The 23326-nt window shown below is 53.9% G+C and carries 31 protein-coding genes and 1 tRNA gene; 19 read left to right on the top strand and 13 right to left on the bottom strand.

The genetic code is table 11. The features are described 5' to 3' along the window. Positions 1-95: 95 nt before the first annotated feature. From SynMINOS11_RS10270 to SynMINOS11_RS10280, 3 genes are all read left to right on the top strand, one after another. The gene (locus tag SynMINOS11_RS10270; RefSeq protein WP_186548348.1) at positions 96-1001 is read left to right on the top strand and encodes a HEAT repeat domain-containing protein; all 906 of its coding nucleotides are present in this window, start codon (positions 96-98) and stop codon (positions 999-1001) included. 92 nt (positions 1002-1093) lie between these two features. Further along, entirely contained in the window at positions 1094-2146 is a 1053-nt protein-coding gene (locus SynMINOS11_RS10275) for an AraC family transcriptional regulator (protein ID WP_255445394.1), read from the top strand. Further along, positions 2143-3141 carry a helix-turn-helix transcriptional regulator gene (locus tag SynMINOS11_RS10280; RefSeq protein ID WP_186548350.1) on the top strand — a complete coding sequence of 333 codons (999 nt, stop codon included), beginning with the start codon at positions 2143-2145 and terminating at the stop codon, positions 3139-3141. The genes SynMINOS11_RS10275 and SynMINOS11_RS10280 overlap by 4 nt, the downstream gene beginning before the upstream one ends. Here SynMINOS11_RS10280 and SynMINOS11_RS10285 read toward each other — a convergent pair. Next, the gene (locus tag SynMINOS11_RS10285) at positions 3119-4270 is read right to left on the bottom strand and encodes a HEAT repeat domain-containing protein (RefSeq protein WP_186548352.1); all 1152 of its coding nucleotides are present in this window, start codon (positions 4268-4270) and stop codon (positions 3119-3121) included. The two genes, SynMINOS11_RS10280 and SynMINOS11_RS10285, sit on opposite strands and share 23 nt — an antisense overlap. Before the next feature lie 172 nt (positions 4271-4442). Here SynMINOS11_RS10285 and SynMINOS11_RS10290 point away from each other — a divergent pair, with 172 nt between their 5' ends. After that, complete coding sequence (locus SynMINOS11_RS10290) at positions 4443-4781, top strand: Nif11-like leader peptide family natural product precursor (RefSeq protein WP_186548354.1); 339 nt, start codon at positions 4443-4445, stop codon at positions 4779-4781. A 94-nt stretch (positions 4782-4875) separates the two neighbouring features. Then, entirely contained in the window at positions 4876-6264 is a 1389-nt protein-coding gene (locus SynMINOS11_RS10295) for a HEAT repeat domain-containing protein (RefSeq protein WP_186548356.1), read from the top strand. Here SynMINOS11_RS10295 and SynMINOS11_RS10300 read toward each other — a convergent pair. Together SynMINOS11_RS10300 and SynMINOS11_RS10305 are read right to left on the bottom strand one after the other, a co-directional pair. Beyond that, complete coding sequence (locus SynMINOS11_RS10300) at positions 6254-6898, bottom strand: HEAT repeat domain-containing protein (RefSeq protein WP_186548358.1); 645 nt, start codon at positions 6896-6898, stop codon at positions 6254-6256. The genes SynMINOS11_RS10295 and SynMINOS11_RS10300 overlap by 11 nt on opposite strands. Positions 6899-7001: 103 nt before the next feature. After that, the gene (locus SynMINOS11_RS10305) at positions 7002-8321 is read right to left on the bottom strand and encodes a HEAT repeat domain-containing protein (RefSeq protein WP_186548360.1); all 1320 of its coding nucleotides are present in this window, start codon (positions 8319-8321) and stop codon (positions 7002-7004) included. A gap of 141 nt (positions 8322-8462) precedes the next feature. On the opposite strand from SynMINOS11_RS10305, the gene SynMINOS11_RS10310 reads away from it, so the two are divergent. Beyond that, positions 8463-8774, top strand: coding sequence for a hypothetical protein (locus tag SynMINOS11_RS10310; RefSeq protein WP_186548362.1), 312 nt, complete (start codon positions 8463-8465; stop codon positions 8772-8774). A 23-nt stretch (positions 8775-8797) separates the two neighbouring features. On the opposite strand, the gene SynMINOS11_RS10315 is transcribed toward SynMINOS11_RS10310, so the two are convergent. From SynMINOS11_RS10315 to cpeB, 3 genes are all read right to left on the bottom strand, one after another. Further along, positions 8798-9223: a DUF2656 family protein gene (locus tag SynMINOS11_RS10315; RefSeq protein ID WP_186548364.1), complete on the bottom strand. Its 426-nt coding sequence runs from the start codon at positions 9221-9223 to the stop codon at positions 8798-8800. Between the two features lie 176 nt (positions 9224-9399). Then, positions 9400-9894, bottom strand: coding sequence for a class 1 C-phycoerythrin subunit alpha (cpeA, locus tag SynMINOS11_RS10320; RefSeq protein ID WP_186548366.1), 495 nt, complete (start codon positions 9892-9894; stop codon positions 9400-9402). Between the two features lie 53 nt (positions 9895-9947). Then, the gene (cpeB, locus tag SynMINOS11_RS10325; protein ID WP_186548368.1) at positions 9948-10502 is read right to left on the bottom strand and encodes a class 1 C-phycoerythrin subunit beta; all 555 of its coding nucleotides are present in this window, start codon (positions 10500-10502) and stop codon (positions 9948-9950) included. 363 nt (positions 10503-10865) lie between these two features. Here cpeB and SynMINOS11_RS10330 point away from each other — a divergent pair, with 363 nt between their 5' ends. The 6 genes from SynMINOS11_RS10330 to cpcA all read left to right on the top strand — a co-directional run bounded on the left by SynMINOS11_RS10330 (position 10866) and on the right by cpcA (position 14505). Next, positions 10866-11093 (top strand): hypothetical protein, encoded by a 228-nt coding sequence (locus SynMINOS11_RS10330; RefSeq protein ID WP_186548369.1) that lies wholly within the window; start codon positions 10866-10868, stop codon positions 11091-11093. 55 nt (positions 11094-11148) lie between these two features. Then, entirely contained in the window at positions 11149-11760 is a 612-nt protein-coding gene (locus tag SynMINOS11_RS10335) for a phycobiliprotein lyase (RefSeq protein ID WP_186548371.1), read from the top strand. A gap of 2 nt (positions 11761-11762) precedes the next feature. Further along, positions 11763-12467: a 15,16-dihydrobiliverdin:ferredoxin oxidoreductase gene (locus SynMINOS11_RS10340; RefSeq protein ID WP_186548373.1), complete on the top strand. Its 705-nt coding sequence runs from the start codon at positions 11763-11765 to the stop codon at positions 12465-12467. Then, positions 12464-13252: a phycoerythrobilin:ferredoxin oxidoreductase gene (locus SynMINOS11_RS10345; RefSeq protein ID WP_186548375.1), complete on the top strand. Its 789-nt coding sequence runs from the start codon at positions 12464-12466 to the stop codon at positions 13250-13252. Before SynMINOS11_RS10340 ends, SynMINOS11_RS10345 begins: the two co-directional genes overlap by 4 nt. A gap of 203 nt (positions 13253-13455) precedes the next feature. After that, entirely contained in the window at positions 13456-13974 is a 519-nt protein-coding gene (locus SynMINOS11_RS10350) for a phycocyanin subunit beta (RefSeq protein ID WP_186548377.1), read from the top strand. A gap of 42 nt (positions 13975-14016) precedes the next feature. Then, a complete protein-coding gene (gene cpcA, locus SynMINOS11_RS10355) occupies positions 14017-14505 on the top strand; it encodes a phycocyanin subunit alpha (RefSeq protein ID WP_186548379.1) in 489 nt (162 codons plus the stop codon). A gap of 89 nt (positions 14506-14594) precedes the next feature. On the opposite strand, the gene SynMINOS11_RS10360 is transcribed toward cpcA, so the two are convergent. Beyond that, positions 14595-14816, bottom strand: coding sequence for a hypothetical protein (locus SynMINOS11_RS10360; RefSeq protein WP_186548381.1), 222 nt, complete (start codon positions 14814-14816; stop codon positions 14595-14597). A 57-nt stretch (positions 14817-14873) separates the two neighbouring features. Between SynMINOS11_RS10360 and SynMINOS11_RS10365 the strand changes: the two genes are divergently transcribed. From SynMINOS11_RS10365 to SynMINOS11_RS10375, 3 genes are read left to right on the top strand one after another with little or no spacing between them, the layout of a single operon-like run. After that, the gene (locus tag SynMINOS11_RS10365; protein WP_186548383.1) at positions 14874-15698 is read left to right on the top strand and encodes a HEAT repeat domain-containing protein; all 825 of its coding nucleotides are present in this window, start codon (positions 14874-14876) and stop codon (positions 15696-15698) included. Beyond that, positions 15695-16351 (top strand): HEAT repeat domain-containing protein, encoded by a 657-nt coding sequence (locus SynMINOS11_RS10370; RefSeq protein ID WP_255445395.1) that lies wholly within the window; start codon positions 15695-15697, stop codon positions 16349-16351. The genes SynMINOS11_RS10365 and SynMINOS11_RS10370 overlap by 4 nt, the downstream gene beginning before the upstream one ends. After that, complete coding sequence (locus tag SynMINOS11_RS10375) at positions 16348-16821, top strand: low molecular weight protein-tyrosine-phosphatase (protein WP_186548385.1); 474 nt, start codon at positions 16348-16350, stop codon at positions 16819-16821. Before SynMINOS11_RS10370 ends, SynMINOS11_RS10375 begins: the two co-directional genes overlap by 4 nt. Here SynMINOS11_RS10375 and SynMINOS11_RS10380 read toward each other — a convergent pair. Continuing rightward, positions 16805-18343: a bifunctional pantoate--beta-alanine ligase/(d)CMP kinase gene (locus tag SynMINOS11_RS10380; protein ID WP_186548387.1), complete on the bottom strand. Its 1539-nt coding sequence runs from the start codon at positions 18341-18343 to the stop codon at positions 16805-16807. The two genes, SynMINOS11_RS10375 and SynMINOS11_RS10380, sit on opposite strands and share 17 nt — an antisense overlap. Positions 18344-18368: 25 nt before the next feature. Beyond that, on the bottom strand, positions 18369-18902 hold the full coding sequence (locus tag SynMINOS11_RS10385; protein WP_011936484.1) for a septal ring lytic transglycosylase RlpA family protein: 534 nt from the start codon (positions 18900-18902) through the stop codon (positions 18369-18371). Positions 18903-19231: 329 nt separating this feature from the next. Between SynMINOS11_RS10385 and purM the strand changes: the two genes are divergently transcribed. Next, positions 19232-20266, top strand: a complete 1035-nt coding sequence (purM, locus tag SynMINOS11_RS10390) for a phosphoribosylformylglycinamidine cyclo-ligase (protein ID WP_186548389.1) — start codon at positions 19232-19234, stop codon at positions 20264-20266. A 67-nt stretch (positions 20267-20333) separates the two neighbouring features. Continuing rightward, entirely contained in the window at positions 20334-20945 is a 612-nt protein-coding gene (locus SynMINOS11_RS10395; protein WP_186548391.1) for a histidine phosphotransferase, read from the top strand. Here SynMINOS11_RS10395 and SynMINOS11_RS10400 read toward each other — a convergent pair. Together SynMINOS11_RS10400 and SynMINOS11_RS10405 are read right to left on the bottom strand one after the other, a co-directional pair. Then, complete coding sequence (locus SynMINOS11_RS10400; RefSeq protein WP_011936487.1) at positions 20929-21120, bottom strand: hypothetical protein; 192 nt, start codon at positions 21118-21120, stop codon at positions 20929-20931. The genes SynMINOS11_RS10395 and SynMINOS11_RS10400 overlap by 17 nt on opposite strands. After that, complete coding sequence (locus tag SynMINOS11_RS10405) at positions 21120-22091, bottom strand: aldo/keto reductase (protein ID WP_186548393.1); 972 nt, start codon at positions 22089-22091, stop codon at positions 21120-21122. Before SynMINOS11_RS10405 ends, SynMINOS11_RS10400 begins: the two co-directional genes overlap by 1 nt. On the opposite strand from SynMINOS11_RS10405, the gene SynMINOS11_RS10410 reads away from it, so the two are divergent. Both SynMINOS11_RS10410 and SynMINOS11_RS10415 read left to right on the top strand, forming a co-directional pair. Then, positions 22090-22272: a hypothetical protein gene (locus SynMINOS11_RS10410; RefSeq protein ID WP_011936489.1), complete on the top strand. Its 183-nt coding sequence runs from the start codon at positions 22090-22092 to the stop codon at positions 22270-22272. The genes SynMINOS11_RS10405 and SynMINOS11_RS10410 overlap by 2 nt on opposite strands. A gap of 66 nt (positions 22273-22338) precedes the next feature. Next, positions 22339-22794, top strand: coding sequence for a hypothetical protein (locus SynMINOS11_RS10415; RefSeq protein WP_186548395.1), 456 nt, complete (start codon positions 22339-22341; stop codon positions 22792-22794). 7 nt (positions 22795-22801) lie between these two features. On the opposite strand, the gene SynMINOS11_RS10420 is transcribed toward SynMINOS11_RS10415, so the two are convergent. Then, positions 22802-23137: a hypothetical protein gene (locus SynMINOS11_RS10420; RefSeq protein WP_186548396.1), complete on the bottom strand. Its 336-nt coding sequence runs from the start codon at positions 23135-23137 to the stop codon at positions 22802-22804. A gap of 98 nt (positions 23138-23235) precedes the next feature. Continuing rightward, positions 23236-23306 (bottom strand) — tRNA-Cys (locus tag SynMINOS11_RS10425). Between the last annotated feature and the right edge of the window lie 20 nt (positions 23307-23326).

Consider the following 23326-nt stretch of genomic DNA (forward strand, 5'->3'; position numbering starts at 1 on the left):
TGTGTGCCGTCAAAAGCAAAGAGACAGTGCTTGAAATAAGCAGAGTAAATCCTGCACACCCTCGATCAATTAGATTGGTATAGAACTCAGAGGCAATGGATTTGAGTCAAGGCTCAGAGGATCTAAACTCGATCAGTAACAGCAAGCTCACAGAAGAAGAAGCTTCAAAGCTGGCTGATGAACTGAGCCTGAAGCTAAGCGAGGGCGTGATTCCGGGCGCCGATAGTGATTCATTGAAAAAAATGGTTGCCGGGCTTGGCGATCAACGAGGAGCTCTGCGCTTAACGTTTGCAAAAAGCCTAGGGGCTATTGGTGAGGCAGCACTTCCTATCCTGTGCAACTCGTTGCGAACTCACGAAAACGTTGTCGTCAGAAGAGCATCTGCCAAAACGCTCAACCTAATCGGCAGCAAAGCAGCATTGCCATTCCTATTGGAGGCCTTTCTGGAAGATGATGATCCAGTTGTACTTGGCTCTTCTGCCGGGGCAATGGCAACAATTGGTCCGGATGCATTGCAATCGTTATTAGGGATTTTAGTTAATCCAGACTGTACGCCGTTTCAGGTTGGGCTCATCAATCTAGCCCTAACATTCATAGGAGCAAAAGCTCCTGAAGCATTACTAGAGGCGTGTGATTCACCCCATGCAGAAGTACGTGTAGCTGCAATCTCAGCACTGGGTGATCAAATCCAGGCGTTAGGGGATGCCAAAGCAATGCAGCGACTACTGAATGCGATGGATGACGAGTGCAGTGAAGTTAGAGCAGAAGCAGCCACCTTGATTGGAAAGTCTTGCGATGCAGAGGATGTTCAACATTTACTTGTTGCGAAACTAGTCGATGACGACCCACAAGTAAGAAAGAATTCCGCATTATCACTCATGAAGCTGACAGCCCGTGAATCCATCGAAGGACTTTCAAAAGCGGCCGAAAGCGAACAAGACGAAGGCGTCATGAAAGTGATTGAAGTTGCGATCAAAATACTGAAAGCGGATGACGAGTGAATAGGAAGCAGAAACAAAGAAAAGGAACGCTATGAGCAACAAAGAAAAAACTGGTCAACGGAAAGCAGCTGCAGTAGAGTAAGGAAGAAGTAGTGGATAGCTCCGTGCTGCGAAAGCCAGCAAGTCACTACAGCTTCACTGACACCCTGGAAATGGAGGAGTGCTGCAAAGCACACTTCTCAGAGTATTACCAAGGCTCGGCCTTTGACTGCAATGTTACTCAGCTAACCAGCGGCAGTCTGCTTACGAAAACAATTTGCTCTCCAGTAAAAGACATCCATCTGGAAATTTTTGAGAGCAATCAAGCTCTCCTATATGAAGAAGAAGCAAATATCAACTCAATTTCGTTCTGCTGGGTAGGGCCTGAGAAGAACAAAGGAAACAAATATGTAACCACCATGGGTGGTTACAGGATGAGCAACAATAGCGTCGCTGGATTCAACAGGATCAGCAAAACTGGAGGTAATACCTGGAATCTTTTAGGCACAAACAGCAAGCTATTTTGCATGAGCTTGAGATGGGAGCGGCTCAACAAAAGAATCCAATCACTAAAAGCCTATGAGGCCTATGCAAGAATTGAGGAATCAATTGGATTTGATTCCAGCAACTCCTCTACAGTCCAACTGAAAAGACTAGTCAAAGAGCATTTTAAAGGAAAGACAATTACCCAGCCAGCAAAAGCCTTTGATCTTGCCATTGCGTGTCTAGAAGAAGGGGCAACCGACAATTCAATCGAAAGAGAAAGGAGTGAATCAAGTGAACTAGTCGAGGATTTGGTGAAGCTCATTCACGAAGACAGGAATGGATTGTCACCAATCACCCTGACCGAAATAAGTGATTATCTGGATACTGGAAAAAATTCTCTAAACAAAGCATGCAAAGAGACATTTGGGATGAATGTCTTAGAGCTGACAAAGGTAGTTCGACTAGAACAAGTCAGGAAGTCATTATCCAATCCAACCATAAGCTCCGGGCTACGGCTGTTCACAAAAGAGCGAATTGCTGAATACTATGGATTTTCGAAATGGACCACATTTGAAGAGCTCTACTTCAGAACCTACCTAGAAAATCCAGAAGACACGATCGAGAAAACACGAGACATCAGCATTGGCGTCTCAGCTTTGGGTGGAGAGCAGAAGATATGAGCATCATCATTGAGTACAAGGACCCTCTGAATCTTTCAGAGGAGCTCCAAAAGCTAGGGCAGAGCACACGCATCACACAATTTGAAAATGGTGGAGGTACTTACAAGATTTCCCCACTTCAATACAAAACAGTGTCTGTGGCACAAATAGAGTCAACCAAAACGCTGCTTTATGAGGGCTGGGGTAATGGTGAAACTATTGATTTCAACTGGATTACTCCACTTGGCAGGAAAGTAGAAGGGCTAGGCCGATGTGACGGGTACAGAATGACGCCGAATAGCCTGGCTGGATTTGCGACCATCAGCCCACAACCGAGGAACTCGTGGGGGCGGTACACGAACAATTGCACAAGCACAGCCTGCATGGTGAGGAAGAGCGATTTTATTGATTACCTGCATGAATGCAAAGCTTACAACGCGCTTGAAAGGATCGATGGTGACATAGGAATGGAATGCGAACCAAAACATTTGGCCCAATTAAAGAGGCTGGTTGAAAGAAATATTCGAAGACAAGAAGAAGGCATCGACAGCAAATACTTTGAAATTCTGACTGCATGCCTAGAACAGCCCATCACCGTGAGTGACTCAATCCAATCACCCAAGAATGTTGACTTATTGAGAGAAATTGTCAAACTCGCCCACGACTCAGATGTGATGACGAAGCCTCTAACCTTGGCAGAAGTCTGTAGACAAATCCATACAAGCCAAGCCTCTCTCTATCGAATCTGCCAAGAAAGCTTTGGCATGGGAATCATTGAGATGATGACGCAGATCAGATTAGAGGAGTCAAGGCGAGTGCTTTTGAATTCAGCACTAAGGTATGAGCTGAAATTACGTTCTATCAGGGAAATAGCCATCCATTTTGGCTTCAAGCATCAAGGCAGATATGCCCGTCGTTATGCCACTGCCTATGGTGAATTGCCGAGCCAAACAATAGAAAGAGCGCGGTATTACCTTATTGGAAATAGCCAAATTAGAGCTGCTTCAATACGCTAAAGCAAGACTGTTTTAATGCGTCCCAATGAGTTTCCAAAAACAGACGCTCAATGGTTGGCCTTGTATCTTTGAGGCCAAGGCTGAGGCAAGCCCAAACCGCAGCAATTCTTGATTTAGCATATTGAGGTTCAGTATTATTTAGAGCTTCGATAACAAGGTCAGATAGAGATTGCAAACGTAATTGGCCAATGACATTTGTGATTAAATAATGAACACCATAGTCAGATCCATGTTCATTCCAGATATCAAGAATCGCTTGGTGTTGCTCCGTAGAGCCTAAGTGCAGGAGAGCATTGGCGCCTAGATATTGCTTGCCTTCATCTCGATGGCGCAGATAATCACAAATAGAATCCAAAGATAATGGAGGCGTCAATTCTGATGGATAAGCCAACAAGCGGGGATCATCAATCAAAATGGCCTGAAGGAATGGGTTCAAACGATATTGTTGATTTCTACCGAGAATGCGCAGCGCGCTTTTAGCGCGCAAAGGCATGGAAACAGCAGATGACGCCAATGCAGAAAGTGAGGCTTCATGCCCCGCATCTCCGAGATCGATCACAGCCGCACGACGAATCCCAACCGTGATATCTGATAGGCGTGCACTCAAGCTCTCTAAGCGTTCCAGCGAGCCAGTGCATCGAACCAAATAGGCAAGGGCAGCTCCACTAACTAAATAATCAGTGTGGGCTTCAAAGGGCGCAATTTGCGGAGCACAATCGTCAACATCAAGCCTGCTAAAGCACTGGATTGAAACACGCTGAATGGCTGCAGAGCCTTGGAGTAATAGGGTTAATAAAGTAGTCTTGACATCAGCTGTTAGAGGCAAACCAATTGTTATGAGTGCATCAACAGCATTGACAACAGTAGGGTCATCATCGCTAGACAGAGCTTCATGAATCACAGGCAATGAGGAAGGATCCTTACGGCGTCCTAATGCTTCAATAGATTTTCTACGAGTAATGCGATCAAATATATCCTCTCTATCCCCAGTAGACGCTGAGATTAATGCTTCCAGAGACTCGTGCGAGCTACAAGCACCAAGTCGAGTAGCAGCAATATATTTAACACCAGGGTTATCAAGCTCGCCAGAGGGTTGATTGAGAAGCTCAACAGCATTTGACTCAGACATCCCTGCAAAGAGCCCATCAAATCGTTGACTATTTACCATTTAATTTGAGCAATTCTTATTAGTTGTTTTAACAGCTGGCTATACAGATCGGGCAAGCATGATAAAAAGCAAAGCCAGACTGAGGAGATGGGGATCCTGCTGATAAAATGTGGATAGAGCTTGGGCTTCGCGCATGTCGAGAGCTGAATTCATTCGCTTCATTGGCGTCTTAAGGGAAGACGTTGCACTGAGAAGCAAGTTTGCGGATGCGCAGCCAGAAGAAATACTCAGACTGGCAAAGGCCAACGGATTTGATTTCTCGGACGAAATTCAAGGGCGATTCCTAAACCGCTGGGCTGGTGTGTATTTCTGCCCATTTGCCAACGACATTGGCGAATTGTGCCCAAAACTTGTGCCACCTGGCTTTAAAACACTGCTGGAATATTCACAAACCACGTGCAGCAAAGAGGACGAAGTTGAACGCTATGACTTCCGTGCTGGGGGCTATTACGAAGGTCTCAAACCAGTATGATGCCCCGCCTCTAAAACCAGAACATATCGGTCTTTATTTGCCCGTATCTAAAGGCAGTACTGGTTACTAGCTCTACAGCACTGAACAGTTCTTTATGACTACGATTAATTCAGTACCTGTAGCCATTGATGTCATCAAAACTAGCAACGACTTAGCGCTGAAATACCACGCGATCTGGTGGTTAGGCAAAAACAAAGAGCAGCAAGCAGTTGGGGTTCTCGCTGAAGTCCTCAATGAAGACAATGATCAAACGGCATTGGGTGGGTATCCATTGCGCCGGCAAGCTGCTCGTTCACTAGGAATGATCGCCAATCCGCAGGCCGTCGCACCATTGATCCATTCACTCAATTCAAATGATTTACGGCTTCAAGAAGCAGCTATCCTTGCATTGAGATCTATTAATGACCCAGCTTGTGTTCCAAGTTTAATTGAATATCTATATGGAACATCATTGCAAAAGCCTATGGAGGCCTTGATTGAAGCCTTGGCTGCATTTGAGATATGGGAAGTAGCAGAAGTAATCAAAGATTATTTGAATGACAGCTCCAAACGGATCCAAGGGGCTGCTGGAATTTATTTTTACAGAATGACAAGAGAACGAAAATATCTAGCAACTATCAACAACAATCTATCGGACCAGAATGCATTCTTGAGGCAATCAGCTGCGTTTGATCTGGCCCAATGCCATGACGCAATTCTAAGCGAAAACATAACAGCTGCCAATCTTCCCAATAATGTAAAAATGGCGGCACTAAAGCAAATTCTAGAGACGCATGCCCGTTGTATTCATTCGGGAAATTCTAAGAACTCAATCCTCGACAGCGTAGTTAAGAAACTAATCTCCAAGATTGACTCACTCGTTACAGATGCCATTCAGGGCAATCTTCCATCTTCAAATCTATTAGCAAAAAACAACAGCGCTGAGCTGTCCCCTCTAGAACTTAGCAAGGGGCATTTAATCAAGCTCATTCAACAAAATCCAACGAACAATGAGCAGCTATTAAAAACACTTCAAGCCAGTGAGACAGACTGCTGCATGGTGCTGTGCGCGAGCTGCATGGAGAGCGAAGATCAAGATATACGTGCTGCGATTGTGCAAATCCTCTATTTTATGAGGTGTACTCAAGCTGTCACTGTTCTACAGCAAGTCATCGGCCTTGAAATCGCTAACCATTGTCAAGGCAAGATAAGACGTGTAGCGCTCTTGGCTCTAGGAAAGCTGTACCATGATTTTGAAGCAGGCAGTGAGATTAGAAAATCCATTCAGTCAACACTGCATTGGGCATTAGCTGAACCCGAGGATTGGGGTCTGCGTTATTCAGCTGTAATGGCCTATGAAGAGATCGCCATAATCGAGCCAATAGATTTTGAACTATTCTCAAAAGCCAATAAAGCCTGTCAAACCGATCTAATTATTGATTTAAGACTGGCCATAGCTGAATCCGTCCTGAAAGAATCAGCAGAGGACTTGGTCAAGACTTAGAAGTTGCAATCAGATTTTCATGCCGGGCCAATCCTGACTCAGCGGCTTCCTTGATCAAAGGATCAGTGGATGATTCCATCAGGGATTTCAAAGAGCTCGCCACAAGAGGATGATTAATATCTGCCAATGCTTGAGTGGCACTGTAGACCAAAGCAACGTTCTCATTTGTGAGCACATTGACTAGAAGCTCAACCGCTTCATCTCCACCAAGTTGTTGTTTACCAAGCTGCCCAAGGCACATCAATCCACCTTGGACAACAACCATGTCTGAGTCGTCAATCGCATCCCTAAGTAAATCCATCACCTCATCAGGAAACGGCTGGTTAGGGAAATTTTTGAACAACTGAACAAATGCCTTTGGACAGCATCTTTTTGCCGTTTGATTTTTAGTTCGACCATAAAGCTCAATAACTGGTAGGAATGCTTCATAACCAAAGAATCCAACACCCTTTACAGCGCCACGATAAACCTTGGGATCTTCATGTTCAAATAAATCGAGCAGCCGAGGCAATGCTTCCGATGCATATTTCTCTGCCATTTCACGACATGCATCCTCTTGGATCCGAGGATTTGGATGCATCAAATCTTCGAATAAGGAATCAAGGTTGGTATTGCAATCTGCAGCAGCTTCCATTTAGATATCTAAATGACAAGTCTTGATGATATCACCCAGGAGTCGTACAAGGACCTTATTGAGATGATGGGAAATGAATGCTTTTCAGACCCATCTAGGCATCCTAATGCTTTAGAAGTTCTTGGGCCTTCAAACGGACGGTGGGCTCAGGGTCAGAAGCGACAAGCTGCAGCAAAAAAGGCTGAATGGTCTCAGGCCAACTTGATTGCGGAAGGAACCCCAATGCTTCAAGACAAGCAAAACGTTTTTGCCATGAAAAAATCGTGCAATCCGATCGAAGAGCGTCCATCTGGTCCATAAATAAATCAGGGAAACGCATAGAAAGAGATAACAGTGCAGCTGGAGGTGATTTTTTAAATTGTGGACGTTGGTCTTGTATAGCATTAAGCAGAAGTTCTTTGATTATTGGCAAAGCCTCATCAGGCCAGGTATCTACAAATCCAAATAAATGCATAAAAAAGTAATGTGCTCCATAATCATTATGAGCACGATCAGACCATGATTTATGCAAGAATGGCCAGACAAGTTGGCCATTCGTAGCAACAAGATGCTGCATCGCTAGATAGCAACGACTGAAATCCGGACAAAACAGCTCGGTGACCAAAAATGCAGGGTCTTGAGCATCCTCATAGTGATGTAGAACAACAATTTCTTCTGGGCGGTCAAGAATCACTCTCTTGACCAATTCAATCCCGTAGGGAGCCTCAAGCTGCTCATCATTAAGCAACAGCTTTAAAGCCCTCATTTTGAATGAAGGGGAAACAGGAGCCTTGGTGACATCAGCCAGAAGATCAACTTGCCTGGCATCAATAATGTCTTGAACAGCACTTTGCCGATCCATCTGATTTGGCAAAAACAAATTCTCTGAAAGCTTTTCAACTTCATCCTTAGAAAGTATTCTTAGCTTTGCAAGTGCCGCAACAGCAGCACCAGCCACTGATGGCATCTCATCGCACTTTAGCTCTTCGAAATGTGGGATAGCTTGATCAACATCTAACGAAGAAAGAGTCTGAATTAAAACTCTCCGATTTTGACTGGGCTCTGCCAACAGCGAAATCATTTGCTCATGAAAAGCACTGTCCTGACAGATCAATTGCCCCAATGCCCAGGCAGCATTTTCAACCATGTAGATATCTTTACTAGCAAGGAATTGCCCAATAACTGTTTGCGCCTCCTGGCAGCGCAGACGTCCTAGGACTTCAACAGCTTTACGTTGAGCCAACAACACACTGGAATCTTGCGAACTAATTTGCAAAAAGCCAATCAACCCATTCACCGTCTCCTCACCCGGAAAGTTAATTAGGTGGGAGGCAGCCATATAGAAGTCACTTTTAGAGTCAAGCTCTTCTACACTGCTTTTCAATATTTTTAGCGCACCAAGCTGGGTTAATCCTTGGTGAATATTATCAAATTCTCCTGCCATCTATCGAGGATTCATTGGATCAAAAACTAGCACTAAGTAGGCAGAAGATACCCGCCGCAATGTTGATCAATAAGAAAAGTTTGAGCAGCTTTTCTTTTGAGGTGGCCTACGGCAGAATTTGCTGGCATTTGCTTCATGAGCATGGGCCCCTCTGCTGGTCGTGATATCTGCCTGACAGTGCGGAGACTAGAAGGTCCAGCATCCCAAACCATCCATACAGTACGCATTCCTTTTTCTCGGATGCAGCGATGGATGCAAATGGCAAGCAAATCCGGAATCACCGTTCTTGACGTTTCAGCCAGCGGATCAGCATCTGTTATCACCAAGCAGAAGGACCAGCCTGCTGCGAAAGCACAGCCCAAGAAGAACGCACCTAAACCTGCAACAGCAGCAAAATCAGAGAGCAAGTCTTCAAATCCACCAAAGCGTCGTGGACGCAGAAAGGCTTCCTGACACAGGTCAGGATCTGGAACAGTTCAAGACGAAATCTCAAATACTGCTTCTTGAGGGCGAGTGGATTTCAGTCCTTCCCAGTTAATAGCAGCAAGAAATGCTTTGGGGTCTTGAGTCTCGACAACATCTACCCCCCAAAAACCTTCTTGCAAAGGTGAGCCAGGAGCTCCAGCAGAGTCTTTCCTTCCACCCAGGGCTAACACCGTGTGAGAACTGGTGTGTCCATTGTTTTGGCGGTACATTTTCCAAGCTTTGACGAGTTCATGAGCGAGTTGAACAGGCTCGAGTGAGGACTCGCAGGTCAAGGCCCAGTGCGGATGATCAAGAACTTGGGCAGCAGTAATTGATGAAGAGTTAACAACCAAAGCTTCAGCAAGATTTTGCATATCTATGGCAGGAACACTGTCACTCGTTATCTGCAGATTATGAGAGAGAACAAATGTGGTCATTGATTGGTTTCTTTGTCTCAAATTAAGGGTTCTCTTTGCTAGCCAGAGGCTTCGAGCGAGTAGGGATACCCGGACCAACGACGGTGTTTGAGTCAGTCTTTTCTAAGCCACAAAAAAAGGAGGGGCGATGCCCCTCCTTTGATGAACTGATTCAGTTCAGCTAACGAATCAAGTGCTCAGGAGAGAGCGTTGATCAGGTAATCAAGGTAGCTCTTGAACTCATTGAGAGCCTGAGCACTCATGTCGCGAGGAGCGCATGCGCGATCGCGGGTGTAGGTCAGAGCTTCGATGTAAGCGTTGGTCGGCAGACCCAAGGTGCGATACACCTCGCGGGCGCCAGCAATACCCCACTCATCGAGAGGGCCAGTGCCACCAACGATCAGGCAGTAGTTGATGAGGCGCAGATAGTGGCCGAGGTCGCGATAGCACTTATCAATCTTGACCTGGCTGTCACCAGCTTCGCCGGGTTGCTTCAGATAGGAGTACTTGTTGAAGCAGGCATCGCCAGCTTCACGAGTCACGTTATCCAAGCCGGCAGCCAGCTTTTCAGCGGCTTCCAGGCGAGCTGCGGCACGCTGAATGTTGCCCTGAACAGCCTCAAGGTCGTTCTGGGAAGGGAAGCGACCTGCTGCATCGGCAGCGGTCACGACGGTGGTCACAACGGATTTCATTTGAGATCCTTAGGAATGGTGGTGCTGTGAGTAGGGAAAGAAGTCGGGACCGATCAGCTGATGGCGCCGATCACGCGGTCGAAGTAAGAACCAGCTTCTGCAACCAGAGCAGAGCAGTCGCCCTGAGTGGTTTCCATCTTGCGGTACTTGGCACCGCCGCTGGCAGGGGAGTTGGTCTGACCAATCAGAGCAGTCGCGGCGGACTTCATGATGGCCACAGCACGGGCAGCGGACTGGGTGGGAACACCCAGAGCGATGTAGGTCTCTTTCAGGCCGTTGAGGCAACGGTCATCGAGCACGGAAGCATCGCCAGCCAGAAGGGCATAGCTGATGTAACGAAGCACGATCTCGCCATCGCGCAGGCATGCAGCCATGCGGCGAGTGGGATAGCAGTTGCCACCAGCTTGAATCAGGCCGGTGTTTTCGCAAATCATGCCGGTGACTGCATCAGAAACGATGCAGTAGGCGTTGGAAGTGATGGCGTTAACAGCATCAAGGCGCTTGTTGCCATCACGCACATAGGAGCGGAGGCTAGCGAGGTCGCTACCACCCACCGGTGCAGTTTTGGCGTCAGCGCTGACGACTGTGCGGGAAAATGCGTCGAGCATTGGGGGCCAGACAGTTTTAGGGGGAAAAGCTTCTAATACCGCTGGGGGTAACCACACCGAATGGAATGGAGTCCCCAAGTGGGAAGCGCTCTGCAAAGCTAAGCCCATCAACCGAGGGCCCCACTGGGATCCAAGGGTTACGCAAGAGTTTGTCACCTTGGCCCTTGGGACGACCTGGACCACAGCGTTGGCTGCAAACCACAAAGCGAGGGCAAAGCCCAGTGCTCAACGGCAGTCTGAGCTATTGAAGCTGGGCTCTGATGACGACATCAGCTAATGCGTGCAGCTACCGACCCAAGACTGAATGATGTTTCGAGCGCCAACGCTCGAGGTTTAAGCTTCAAAAAATCGATCACCTAAAGGATGACGAACGTTCCATCTGACACGCCAACAGCTCAGGAACTTCAAGAATCGATTGATGAGCTCTCTGCCTACCGCAATCGCCTTTATCAAGATGTTGTCAATCTGGGGCAAAAGCTTCGTCTTTCCCAGAAAAAAATTGATGCAACAGTTGCTGAGCACCCTGAATTACAGAAAATTGACGCCATCCTTGATCAACTAGCTACCCAAAAGAAGGCTACTGAATCTTGAGCTTCCAGCCGCATATACCAGCAACCTTGCATTGGATTAAAAGCACCTGGCAAACATGAAATCCATCCCCTTACCACCCATGACGATGGCTGACTTCTTTGAAGCCAGCAGGGGAACATGGCTAAACAGAAGAGCAGTCCATCATTTGGATTTCCAAGATGATGAAGCAGCCGACTCTAATTTAATCATTGAACCCTTTAATGCAGATGATCCTGCCGTAGAAAGCATCTGCGCAGCTCTCAACATCAGTTCCAATGAAAGCAGTGGCGGAGCAAGATTCTGGTGGGAAAGCAACATTAAAAAAGGAGTCAGGAATGATGACTACGCGGCTGTTGTGATTGACGTGCCAAATACAAGCAATCCAAGAAAGGGGTATTTGCTCAGAGACGTGGGATATGTTGAGAAGCAATCTGTGCTTAGTACTTACGACTTTGCAGACGATGGAATTCTAACAATCACAACTCGATATGATACCAATGTAGGGGTTGAGAGATGCTGGTTCGTTACTGACCAAGTACGCATGCGCGTCAGCTCTGTTCAGTGCCTTGACGGAGTTTCAATGACAACTTACTGCACTGAGTTTCGCTGTCCAAGCGATGAAGACATCCGATCCATTGCCATGCAAGCACAAAGCTTGAAGGCCAATACTCCTGCACCCATCATCTGAAGATGTTTGACCCTTTCCTGGATCAGCTACACAGCGACTTAATGGAGAAAGGTGCTACGGCCCTTGAGATTCCTTCAGGATTAGAACGCTCTGAATCCCAAAACGGCAAAAGCACAATACAAAGCTGGCTTTGGCAGCTCCCTGGATTCAGGCGCTGGCGGGTCACCAGAATGGATGCAGGCGACAGCCTTCAAGTCCTCAATTCAGTTGCCTACCCAGACCTTAATAATGATCAACCCTTGATGGGTGTGGATCTGCTGTGGTTTGGCGCCAGAAAGAAACTTGTTGCTGTTCTGGATTTTCAACCACTGACCCAGAAGCCAGATTATCTAGATCGTCACCTGGTGGAATTGAAAAATCTCCACCAGCAGTTCCCAGAATTAAGCGGGGAAGAAACGATGCGTTCCTTTGACCCAAATCAATATTTCTCCCCCTATTTACTGTTCTGTCGTGGTGGAGCAGAACAAGCTCAGCAATCGCTCCCTCAAGCTTTCAATGCCTTTTTAGATAGCTACTGGCAATTGACAGCTCGATCGCAAGCTGAACAATCAGAGATTTCTCCAGCAGAAGTCCAAGAACTCCAGTGTGCTTACAACAAGTACAGCGCTGAGCGGGATCCTGCCCATGGACTGTTCACAAGCCACTTTGGCAATGAATGGTCAGACCGCTTTCTTCACGAATTTCTCTTCCCCACATCAACGCAATGAGCCCGTCACGCCTGAGCAGCCTTGAGCCTCTCACCATCGATCACTGGCGCTGGCAACCATTTTTGGATCATGCATGCGCAGCGTTAGAACCTTTTGGGTTGCAGCCTTACCCAATTGAGCCGGAGTTTCTGCTTCAAACAAGTGAAACGGGTTCTAAAAGCAAGCCGATCCATGTGACGACGGCAACCTGGGCCTGCAGCAGCACAAAACTGCGACAAATTCGTGCTGCTTGCGTGGAGGCAGGGTCAGCAGCCTCAGTCCTGAATTTTGTGATTAATCCTCTGACGACTTACGACCTGCCCTTTTTTGGAGCAGATCTAGTGACCTTGCCGGCGGGGCACCTGCTGGCCCTGGATTTACAACCAGCCCTCAAAAGCGATCGCGACCACACCGAAAAAGTCTGGTCTCGGCTACTACCAATCTTCGAGCGTTGGCAGGAATGCCTCCCCCACGGAGGACCGATTCCAGAGGAAGCTCAGCCCTACTTCTCGCCAGGCTTTCTTTGGACACGTATCCCACTCGGCGCTGAGGGGGATGCCTTGATCGATGAGGTTGTGATGCCCGCCTTCCAGGACTATCTCAACCTCTATCTGGAGCTGGTTGATTCAGCCGAAACAGTTGAGCCAGATCGAAGCGAAGCTTTGCTAGCCGGGCAGAGGAGATACACGACCTATCGAGCCGAAAAAGATCCCGCACGAGGCATGTTGACTCGCTTCCACGGCTCTGAATGGACGGAGGAGTACATCCATGGGGTGCTGTTCGATCTGGATAAGAATCGGACATAACGCGTCAAACGAGGCCAAAAACAAGGCCCAGACAGCAATGTTGGCTGCCGACATCAATTAAACATTGTGAACAGGCTTCCAGTGTCAGAGGAGTCATTGGTCAGAATCCCCCCTGTGACGGGGTGGGTACGCCCCCCGGCCGTCCCCACCCCAAAGTCGCTAAGACTTCCCCTCCAGAAGTAGCCCCCAAGGAGTTTCCCCAAATGTTCGACGCCTTCACCAAGGTCGTTGCCCAGGCCGACGCCCGGGGCCAGTTCATCGGCACCGGTGAAATTGACGCCCTAGCCGCAATGGTTGCTGACAGCAACAAGCGCCTGGATGCAGTGAACCGCATCAGCAGCAACGCTTCCGCCATCGTGGCCAACGCTGCTCGCGATCTGTTTGCTCAGCAGCCTGCCCTGATTGCTCCTGGCGGTAATGCCTACACCTCCCGCCGCATGGCTGCTTGCCTGCGTGACATGGAGATCATTCTCCGATACGTCACCTATGCAGTCTTCTCCGGGGATGCATCAGTCCTTGAGGACCGCTGCCTCAACGGTTTGCGTGAAACCTATTTGGCCCTTGGCACTCCTGGTGCTTCGGTTGCCTCAGCCGTGAACCTCATGAAGGAAGCCGCTGTGAAACTCGTCAATGACCGCGATGGAATCACCCAGGGTGACTGCACCGCCCTCGCTAGCGAAATCGGCACTTACTTCGACCGTGCTGCTGCTGCTGTGGCCTGAGCCTGAGCTGATTCATCTCTCTCACAACGCCTTTCCCTAATCATGAAAACCCCCCTCACCGAAGCCGTCTCAGCTGCTGATTCCCAAGGCCGCTTCCTCAGCAACTCTGAAATCCAGAGTGCCTCTGGCCGCTTCAACCGTGCCAAGGCCAGCCTTGAAGCTGCCAAGGGCCTGACCGCCAAAGCTGATGCTCTGGTGAATGGCGCTGCCCAAGCGGTGTACACCAAGTTCCCCTACACCACTCAGATGCAGGGTGCGAACTACGCAGCCTCTGCTGAAGGCAAGGCCAAGTGCTCCCGCGACGTTGGCTACTACCTGCGGATGATCACCTACTGCCTCGTGGCTGGTGGCACCGGTCCCATGGACGACTACCTGATCGCTGGTCTCGACGAGATCAACCGCACCTTCGAGCTCTCCCCCTCCTGGTACGTCGAAGCCCTGAACCACATCAAGGCCAACCACGGCCTCAGTGGTGATGCCGCTACCGAAGCCAACAGCTACATCGACTACGCCATCAACGCTCTGGTCTGATCACCACAGCCCATTGGCACAAAAAGCCCCCCTCATCGAGGGGGGCTTTTTTTATGGGTCGGGTGATTCAAGCGGGCCCGGGCGAAGCGCTAGTCCTCCGGCAAGCCATCCACGCAAGCCGACAGCAGCGGAGCCACCTCACCACGGCCAAGGGCCATCCAATCGCCCAGCTCTTGCATCAACGCCAAGCAATCAGCTGAGCGCCCTTGCTGCGCCAGGCTGTTCAGACGGGCCTGCATGTCATCCATGCTGAGATGCAACGCCAGGCACAAGCGCTGCTCCCGGTCCAGGGGAGTGGACCGCTTCGCCATTGGGTTACTTAACTCGTTATCTCAACCTTAAGGACATCTCCGCCTGACTTCCACCCCATGAACGACAACGCCTCAGCAGGCCAACCCATCTCGGAAGCTGAGGCACTTGAGCGGCTCGAGCAACGCGACGATCCCAGCCAGCGCTACTACGCCGCCTGGTGGCTTGGGCGCATGCGCTGCCAAAACCCCAAAGCCATCAGCCTGCTGATCGATGCCCTGGGCAGTGTGTTGGGCCAACCAGCGAGCCAAGATGACTTGATGGTGGCGCGCAACGCTGCCCGGGCCTTGGGAAAGCTGCAATCCCCAGCCGCGATGGCGAGTTTGCTGCAGGCGCTGGAACACAGCGATCACGATTTACGGGAAGCCGCGGCCCGCTCCCTCGGTGAAAGTGGCGACACCAAGGCGCTACCCGCCCTGCTGAGCACACTCAATCGCAGCAGCATTGAGCCCAGTGCGGCGACCCAGGCGCGCTTGGACCAACCGTGCGAGGCCCTGCTGGAGGCAATTGGCTGCTTAGCCAAGGGCAGTCAGGATCCCAGCATCTGCCAAGCGCTGCAGCGCTTTTGCGAGCATCCGCGGCCCATGGTGCAGAGCGCCGCCTGCCGCGCGCTGGTGCTGGTCAGTGGAGACGGCCAGTGGGCCGAAGGAATGTTGAACCTGCTCAACGATCCAGAGCCATTGATTCGCCGCGGTGCCGTTTTGGATTTAGGGGCCAGCGGCTGGCGAGATGCAGCCGAAGCCATTGCCGGCTGCGCAGCTGAAAGCAACATCAAGCTGCTGGCCCTGCGCCAGTTATTGGAGCAACCGCTCCAAGGCCCCGCGCCCTCAGCCCTGGGCGAGCAAGAGCGCCACTTGTTGACCCTGATGGATGGTTTGCTGTGAATCAGGCCAACGCCGAAGCACTAGAAACACAGCTGCAGGCCATTGCGCAGGCCGCCACCCGCGAGGCGTTAGCCAACGCCAGCGCCCAGCTGGTGGCCTTGATGCCGCAATTGAGCGAGGAACCGCCCCTGCAAGCGCAAGCAATCGACTGCTGCATCGATCTGCTGAAAGCCAACAACCCCGCTGCCGCCCTGCAGGCCCTGCGGGGCTTGATCGGCTGCGGCTCAGCTGCGGTTGAACCGTTGCTCAACAGCCTCGATGAGCGCAACTACGGCGCCCGCGCCTGGACGGTGCGTGCCCTCTCCGCGATCCAAGACCCCCGTGGCCTTGAGGTGCTGCAACGCGCCGTGGCCAATGACATCGGTCCCAGCGTTCGCCAAGCCGCGGCCTATGGCCTGGGCCGCTTGCAAGGGCATGACGAGAACCTGCTGCAGCCATGCATGAACAGCCTGGAGCTGGCCTGCAGCGATAGCGAGTGGTCGGTGCGCTATGCCGCCGTTGCCGCCCTTGAGCAGAGGCTTCAGCAGGGCTTGCCTAGCGATCTAGCCCCCCAGGCACGTGCCCTACTGCGGCAGAGGAGCCAACAGGAGATGGACGATACGCTCGTCGTTCGTTTGCGCGCGCTTCTCGCCCTCGAGCGCCTGGCTGCATGAGCTCCCAACCCACCCGCGTTCTGTTTGTTTGCCTCGGCAACATCTGCCGCTCACCGGCTGCCGAGGGGGTGTTTCTCGATTTGCTTGAGCGTGAAAACCTCAACGATGCCTTTGAGGTGGATTCCGCTGGCACCGGGAACTGGCATGTGGGCAAACGCGCCGACCCGCGCATGCGCGCTGCGGCCGAACGCCGCGGCATCGACCTGCCGAGCCGCGCCCGTCAAATCGAGCCCGGGGACCTCAACCGCTTCGATTGGATCATCACCATGGATGACAGCAATCTGGCCAACGTGCGGGCCCTTGATCCCAGTGGCAGCAGCCACGACCACATCGTGCCGCTCACCAGCCACTGCAGCCGCCACCAGGCCAGCGAAGTGCCCGACCCCTACTACGGCGGCGAGCAGGGGTTTGAGCATGTTCTCGATTTACTCGAAGATGCCTGCAGCGGACTGCTCAAGCGTCTGCGTTGAGTGCCTCCACGGGCACCCGCTCGCGGAATAGGGCCACGATCTGAGCCACCACCTCATCGATGCTGAGGCCATCACTGAGCAACTCAACTGCGTCACTGGCTTGACGCAACGGAGCCACCTCACGGCTGGAATCCTTGTGGTCGCGATCAGCGATCTCCTGCTCGAGCTGGTTGAGCTCCGGCACCGGCAAACCACGAGCCGCGAGATCGGCTGCCCGCCGGCGCGCCCGCTCAGCCACGGTGGCCGTCAGATAGATCTTCAACTCCGCATCCGGGAACACGGCGGTGCCGATGTCGCGGCCTTCCGCCACCAGCCCGCCCTGATGGCCCAATTGCTGCTGCTGCTGCGTTAGGGCAGCGCGCACCGAGGGCAGGGCGGCCACCGCTGACACCGAGGCCGTCACCTCGGCGGTGCGGATCGCACTGGTGGCATCCAAGCCATTGACCAGCAGGGTTTGTTCCGTGCCACTGGCGGGACCAAAACGCAACTCCAAATCAGCCAACAGGGCCTGCAGCGGCTCCCCCTCATGGGGCTCAAAGCCCCGTTGTTGCAGCAGCCAGGTCACACCGCGGTACATGGCGCCGGTGTCGAGGTAGGTGAGCCCAAGCTCATGGGCCACCTGACGGGTCACCGTGCTTTTCCCTGCACCAGCAGGACCATCAATGGCAAGGATTGGCAAACGGCTCATGAGAACGCGGTGATCGATCAGGCGGGCCTCGCCGCAGCGGACAGCAGCCGCCAATAGCGCAGGTCCTGTGACCTGCTCCAGCTCTTGCAGCCGGGGCAGATCCACCAGCTGCAGGTAGTCCACAGCCAAGCCGCCATCTTCCATCAAGGCGCGCACGGCCCGAAGCAAAGGCTCCGCCTGCCGCTGGCCGGCATCCAACAGTTGCTGCCCCTGGGCCAAGGCCTGCGGCAACAGCGCGGCCTGCTGACGCTGCTCGACGCTGAGATAGGCGTTGCGGGAACTCAAGGGCAACCCATCGCGCTCACGCAGGGTGGGGCAGGGAACGATCTGAACAGGCCAGCGCAAATCACGCACCAAGCGGCGCAGCACCTGAAGCTGCTGCCAATCCTTTTCACCGAGATGCAGGTGGCTGGGCTGCACCAGAGCCAGCAAGCGGCTCACCACAGTGCACACCCCCTCGAAATGCCCTGGGCGGCTTGGACCACAAAGATTGGCCACCAGCTCAGGCGCCGGGGCCAACTGGGTTAATCCCGCAGCCCCAGCAGGGAAAACGTCTTCAGGCTGGGGTGCCCACAGGGCATCGGCGCCAGCCTCCAAAGCCAGGGCATGGTCCTCCTCCAAGCGGCGCGGATAGCGGGCGAAATCCTCATTGGGAGAAAACTGCAGCGGGTTGACGAACACGCTGACCAACACCCGTCCGCCCTGCTGCCTAGCAGCGCGAATCAAGGCCGCGTGGCCCAGATGCAACGCCCCCATGGTGGGAACCAAATGCAAAGGGCCAGGCCCGCCTGCTTGCAGCCAACGCTGCAGATCCGCTGAGGTTTGAAGCTTCAACGCCCAAGTCAGCGTCGTGGAGCTCCTACTGCAGCACCTCGAGTTTCACCTGGGCAATGCCGCTATGGAACAAACCCAGTTCACCAGCCGCGCCATGGCCCAAATCAATCACGCGCTGACCGACATAAGGACCGCGGTCATTAATGCGAACCACAGCGCTGCGGCCATTCCAGAGGTTGGTTACCCGCACCCGGGTACCGAAGGGCAGCGTGCGATGGGCGGCGGTCATCGTGCCGGGGCTGTAGATCTCACCATTGGCGGTGAGGTTGCCGAAAAAGCCAGGGCCGTACCAGCTGGCTTCTCCCTGGGAAACGGAACGCACCTGGGGCTCAGCGGGCTTGACGACGACAGGCTTCACGGGAGCTGGCGCGGGGAGAGGAGCAACAACAGGCTCTGGCGCGACAGTCTCCTCAAAAAGCTCAGGCAGGTAATCGATACCACCAACAGCGGTGAGCTTGAGCAAAGGCTGCGTCAACTCCTGGGCCACAGCCGCGGCTTGCAGGGGCAAGGCGGCCAGGGTCGCGACAGCAACGATTCGCTTGAGGGCTTGAACAGACATCACAGACGGAATCGAAGGTCGTCATTGACTCAGCCAATCGAGAGAAATGGCCGATCGATGAACCTTCCAAAGCCGAATCGGTGATTCGGAGATTCCTAAGAGGATTTATTTACGGTCAAAACGTAATGGAAAGCACCGAACAGTTCCACATACCCAACTGAATCAGTCGTTGATCAGAAAATCGAATCTCTGCTGAGTTCGCTTGCCACCGCAGACAACTCGCCAAAAAAATGGCGCACCTCTGATCAGCAACAGCAATCCCCCTGATCAGCCAGCCTTATCGGACAGCCCTTGCGCGACGATGGGATCAACGGCAGCAGCCTGAGGAGATGGATTACAAGAGCGCCGGCGTTGACGTCGAAGCCGGACGCCATTTCGTTGAACGCATCCGCACCAGCGTGGAGGCCACCCACCGCCCAGAAGTCCTCGGAGGATTGGGCGGCTTTGGCGGGCTTTGCCGCTTGCCAGCCGGACTTGAAAAGCCCCTGCTTGTGGCTGGCACCGATGGCGTGGGCACCAAGCTCGAACTCGCCCAGGAGTGCGGCCGGCACCACGGGGTGGGCATCGATCTGGTGGCGATGTGCGCCAACGACGTGATCACCTGCGGCGCTGAGCCGCTGTTCTTCCTCGACTACATCGCCACCGGCAAGCTCAGCCCGGCCGCCATGGCCGAAGTGGTGGAAGGAATCGCCAGTGGCTGCAGCCAAAGCGGCTGCAGCCTGCTGGGGGGCGAAACCGCCGAAATGCCTGGCTTCTACCCAGCCGGTCGCTACGACCTGGCGGGCTTCTGCGTGGCCGTTGTCGATGAGCCGCGGCTGATCGACGGTCAAACCATTCAGGCCGGTGATCAGCTGCTGGCCATCGCCAGCAGCGGCGTGCACAGCAATGGCTTCAGCCTGGTGCGGCGCATCTTGGAAGCCAATCAGGTCCCACTGGAAACCAGCCAAGCGGCCCTGGGCGGGCGCAGTGCGGCAGAAGCCCTGCTGGAGCCAACCCTGCTGTATGCACCACTGGTGAAGGCCCTGCTGCAGAGCCCAGAGCTGGAGCTGCGGGGCATGGCCCACATCACTGGCGGAGGATTGCCTGAAAACCTGCCGCGGGCCCTTCCCCAAGGACTCGCCGCTCAGATCGATCCAGGCAGCTGGCAGAGGCCCGCACTGTTCCACTGGCTTCAGGAGCTGGGATCGGTGCCTGAGCGCGATCTCTGGCACACCTTCAACCTGGGGATTGGCTACGTGTTGGCGCTCCCTGAAAGCAGCTGCCAGCAGGCGCTTGAGGTGGTGCACAACAGTGGCTTTACAGGCTGGATATGCGGCGAAATCGTTGTTGGACAGGGGGTTCTCGGCCTACCAGCAGGGGCCTAGAGCAGGCTGCAGCTCGACAAGGCTGGCAAGATGGTCGGCAAAGAGAAAAAACAGTCGTCTTTGTTACGTGCCTTTTAACGAGTCCAATCGCTTAACCCGTCGCCGTAGTTCTGCTGGTCCAGTCCCCCCGAATCGCCCTCAACGCTTCGGAGCCGAGGGCTATCACCGCAGCGGTCCACGCGCTACTTACTTAACCCTTCCCGACCACGGCAAGGTGTTTGTGGCTGATCTACCGCAGATGTCGGATGGTCAGCTGCAAAATGTTGGCCGCGAGGCTGCTGATGTGTTCGAAAGCCTCGAGCGCCGCATCGCTGACCTCGAACAACAACTGGGCAGCAATCCCAGCGACGACAGCATCATTCGGGCGCGCACCAAACGCGATGTCACCGACCGTTTTCTGCGGGCGATCAGCCAAGAGCAAGAGCGACGCCGCGAAAACCCCCACTTGCAAGCTGCTGCTGGCGAATCCCTGGCACGGGCCTTTCTGGAGCTGGCGCGCCACCGCCTGTCCGGCGCCACCTTTGATTCACTGCTGCAAGAAGCGCTGAACGCCTGCGAGACCCAGCCAGCCGCTGCGCCGCCCCAGGCCAGCCTGCAGAGCATTCCTTCAGAAGCTCTGAGCGATCCCACTGGCGACGATCCGATGGTGCTGCCTGTGGTGCTTAGCCCCGATCTTTGAGATCGAGCAAACGGGATGCCAGCAGGGCATCAAGCACCGCCACCAGAGCGCCCACAGACCAGATCACTCGCCAGAGCTGCTGATCAGCCATCAGTGATAACCCCAGCATCAGCAGGGTGAGCACCACATCGAGGATCAGCGCGCGGCGCAACAGGGGTGGGGGGATCGGCGCCATCAGGAACTACTGAAGGGGTTGGCCGGCATGCTCACGTTCAGCATGGCAGCGACTTCATCGAGGCGCCGCCGATCGTCATCAGGCAGCGAGCAGCCCAAAGCCTCACGCACCGCGTGCACCTGCTCGACGCGGCGCAATCCCGGAATCGGCATGGCCCCATGGCTGCGGCACCAGCTCAGGGCCAAAGCCGCCGGTGAGATCTGATGGCACGCAGCCAGTTCAGCCATGAGGGCTTGCAACGGCTTGAATGCCGGCAATAAACGCCGAAACAAGGCGCCCCGCGGCCCTCTGGGAAGCGGCCCATCGAGGCTCCAGCGGCCACTCAACAGCCCCAAGGCCAAGGGGCTGTAGGCAATCAACTCAATGCCCAGCTCACGGCACACCTCCAGCACACCACCAGGTGCCAAAGGCTCGGTGGCCAACAGCGAAAACTGAACCTGAAGGCTGCTGATGCGCAAGCCGCGCTGCTGCAACAGGCCATGCCAGCGGCGCAAACGGCGGGGACCCATGTTGGAAATCCCCAGCTCAGGCACCACGCCAGCCTCGACAAGATCGCCGAGACCTTGCAACAGCGGACCCTCCTGCCACGGGGCATAGCGGGCGGTGCTCCAATGCAATTGCACCCGATCCAGACGCCCCTGGAGGCGAGCGCGGGAGGCCGCCAAGCCACGGTCAAAGCCGCGCCGGCCCCAGCGCCAAGGGAAGGGAGCGAGCTTGGTGGCCACCGTGAGGCCATGGTGCTGATCAGGGGGCAAGGCAGCGATGGCTTGTCCCAATAAGCGCTCACTACGTCCGGCGTAGGCGCCGGTCCCGTAGGAATCCGCACTATCAAAAAAACGCACGCCAGCGGCAACTGCCGCGGCCACCGTGGCCTCAATCACCGGATCATCCCTTTGGGGTTCGTACCCCCAAAGGAAGCGATTTCCCCAAGCCCAAGTGCCGGCCCCCACTCCAGGCGCTTCAACCGCCATGATCAACTCCGATCCCGGCACCACCATGCAGGAACCAGCGGGCGCCCCCTCACCAACGCAGCAACCAGCGAGCGATGCCACCGCGAGCGAAGGCGATCGCGTGCTTTGTCAGCACTGCGGACGCACGGCCAACAACGGCCTGAGCTGCATTGGGATGTGCGTCGCTGACAACGAGTACTGAGGTGGCCACAATGCAGCACCTGACCAGGGTGTTGTGAGAAACCAATGGGCCATCGCCATGGCGCTGATGGCAAGCCTGCTCGGCCAACCCGCCGCCGCCCAAGGGGACGGCCAATTGGTACTGGAACCCAAGAGCTGCCAGCGCAGCCGCATGATGAACAAGCTCAAGCGGCAACCCAACCAAGGCCCTTGTGCCCGAGTTGTGCTTGAGCAGGTCGATGGCAACTACATCACCGTCTCCTTTTTGGCGCGAGGCAGCGAGCGAGGCAGCAGCAACAGCCTCAGCCTGGGGGGAACCACCACCACACCCTTGAGCTGCCGGCTGAACAAGTGCCGGCTAAGCCAACCGTTGCAGCTGGAGCTCGATAACGCCAAAGAGGTGGCGTATGACAGCGAAGGAATTGAGAGTTCTCTGCCCAGTGCCTGGCCCGCCGTGGGGAGCTGTCAGCTCAGTCCGGAGGCCATCAGCTGCTCAGCACGCTCGATGTTTAAGGCCGAATGGCAGGCCAAAGCGAGCTTCTGATACCGCCCTACTGCTGGGATAGCCCCTCGCCATACCAGGCTTCGCCAAGCTGCCAGCGCAGCAGCGGGCCATCGGAGCTGGCCACCACTTTGAGATTTTGCCCCTGGCGGCTGTAGCCATAGGCGCAGTAGCCCGAACCGGTGCCACTGCAGGTGATCAAGGCCGGAATCCGCTGCTTGAGATGGCTCTGGCGAGGCGAGAGCGGCTCGCTAGTTTGCGCCTCGCTGGACACACTCCAACCGCTTGTGAGCAGCTGATGATGCACCTGAGGCATTGGAGTCCCCACCTGCAACGCAGGCGTTTGGGCCATCAGCAGTGGTGCCACCAGAACGAGCAGGTCCACGGATGATCCTCATGAGACGCATCCCATTGATGGCCAGGATTTCCGCTCGCTGATGGGAAAAACAGGTTTTTGTCGCAATTTGGGTCTCAGCTGACCCAAGGCGGCACCCAGATTCGAACTGGGGATAAAGGATTTGCAGTCCTCTGCCTTACCACTTGGCCATGCCGCCGGCCGGGGAGCAAACTCCCG

Source organism: Synechococcus sp. Minos11, from assembly GCF_014279855.1.
In the GTDB taxonomy this organism is placed as follows: domain Bacteria; phylum Cyanobacteriota; class Cyanobacteriia; order PCC-6307; family Cyanobiaceae; genus RCC307.

Excerpts from the sequence above, each read along its gene's own strand:
- SynMINOS11_RS10270 (WP_186548348.1), top strand. The coding sequence starts at position 96 with ATGGATTTGAGTCAAGGCTCAGAGGATCTAAACTCGATCAGTAACAGC.
- SynMINOS11_RS10280 (WP_186548350.1), top strand. The coding sequence starts at position 2,143 with ATGAGCATCATCATTGAGTACAAGGACCCTCTGAATCTTTCAGAGGAG.
- SynMINOS11_RS10285 (WP_186548352.1), bottom strand. The coding sequence starts at position 4,270 with ATGTCTGAGTCAAATGCTGTTGAGCTTCTCAATCAACCCTCTGGCGAG.
- SynMINOS11_RS10290 (WP_186548354.1), top strand. The coding sequence starts at position 4,443 with ATGTCGAGAGCTGAATTCATTCGCTTCATTGGCGTCTTAAGGGAAGAC.
- SynMINOS11_RS10295 (WP_186548356.1), top strand. The coding sequence starts at position 4,876 with ATGACTACGATTAATTCAGTACCTGTAGCCATTGATGTCATCAAAACT.
- SynMINOS11_RS10300 (WP_186548358.1), bottom strand. The coding sequence starts at position 6,898 with ATGGAAGCTGCTGCAGATTGCAATACCAACCTTGATTCCTTATTCGAA.
- SynMINOS11_RS10305 (WP_186548360.1), bottom strand. The coding sequence starts at position 8,321 with ATGGCAGGAGAATTTGATAATATTCACCAAGGATTAACCCAGCTTGGT.
- SynMINOS11_RS10310 (WP_186548362.1), top strand. The coding sequence starts at position 8,463 with ATGGGCCCCTCTGCTGGTCGTGATATCTGCCTGACAGTGCGGAGACTA.
- SynMINOS11_RS10315 (WP_186548364.1), bottom strand. The coding sequence starts at position 9,223 with ATGACCACATTTGTTCTCTCTCATAATCTGCAGATAACGAGTGACAGT.
- cpeA (WP_186548366.1), bottom strand. The coding sequence starts at position 9,894 with ATGAAATCCGTTGTGACCACCGTCGTGACCGCTGCCGATGCAGCAGGT.
- cpeB (WP_186548368.1), bottom strand. The coding sequence starts at position 10,502 with ATGCTCGACGCATTTTCCCGCACAGTCGTCAGCGCTGACGCCAAAACT.
- SynMINOS11_RS10330 (WP_186548369.1), top strand. The coding sequence starts at position 10,866 with ATGACGAACGTTCCATCTGACACGCCAACAGCTCAGGAACTTCAAGAA.
- SynMINOS11_RS10335 (WP_186548371.1), top strand. The coding sequence starts at position 11,149 with ATGAAATCCATCCCCTTACCACCCATGACGATGGCTGACTTCTTTGAA.
- SynMINOS11_RS10340 (WP_186548373.1), top strand. The coding sequence starts at position 11,763 with ATGTTTGACCCTTTCCTGGATCAGCTACACAGCGACTTAATGGAGAAA.
- SynMINOS11_RS10345 (WP_186548375.1), top strand. The coding sequence starts at position 12,464 with ATGAGCCCGTCACGCCTGAGCAGCCTTGAGCCTCTCACCATCGATCAC.
- SynMINOS11_RS10350 (WP_186548377.1), top strand. The coding sequence starts at position 13,456 with ATGTTCGACGCCTTCACCAAGGTCGTTGCCCAGGCCGACGCCCGGGGC.
- cpcA (WP_186548379.1), top strand. The coding sequence starts at position 14,017 with ATGAAAACCCCCCTCACCGAAGCCGTCTCAGCTGCTGATTCCCAAGGC.
- SynMINOS11_RS10360 (WP_186548381.1), bottom strand. The coding sequence starts at position 14,816 with ATGGCGAAGCGGTCCACTCCCCTGGACCGGGAGCAGCGCTTGTGCCTG.
- SynMINOS11_RS10365 (WP_186548383.1), top strand. The coding sequence starts at position 14,874 with ATGAACGACAACGCCTCAGCAGGCCAACCCATCTCGGAAGCTGAGGCA.
- SynMINOS11_RS10375 (WP_186548385.1), top strand. The coding sequence starts at position 16,348 with ATGAGCTCCCAACCCACCCGCGTTCTGTTTGTTTGCCTCGGCAACATC.
- SynMINOS11_RS10385 (WP_011936484.1), bottom strand. The coding sequence starts at position 18,902 with ATGTCTGTTCAAGCCCTCAAGCGAATCGTTGCTGTCGCGACCCTGGCC.
- purM (WP_186548389.1), top strand. The coding sequence starts at position 19,232 with ATGGATTACAAGAGCGCCGGCGTTGACGTCGAAGCCGGACGCCATTTC.
- SynMINOS11_RS10400 (WP_011936487.1), bottom strand. The coding sequence starts at position 21,120 with ATGGCGCCGATCCCCCCACCCCTGTTGCGCCGCGCGCTGATCCTCGAT.
- SynMINOS11_RS10410 (WP_011936489.1), top strand. The coding sequence starts at position 22,090 with ATGATCAACTCCGATCCCGGCACCACCATGCAGGAACCAGCGGGCGCC.
- SynMINOS11_RS10405 (WP_186548393.1), bottom strand. The coding sequence starts at position 22,091 with ATGGCGGTTGAAGCGCCTGGAGTGGGGGCCGGCACTTGGGCTTGGGGA.
- SynMINOS11_RS10415 (WP_186548395.1), top strand. The coding sequence starts at position 22,339 with ATGGCAAGCCTGCTCGGCCAACCCGCCGCCGCCCAAGGGGACGGCCAA.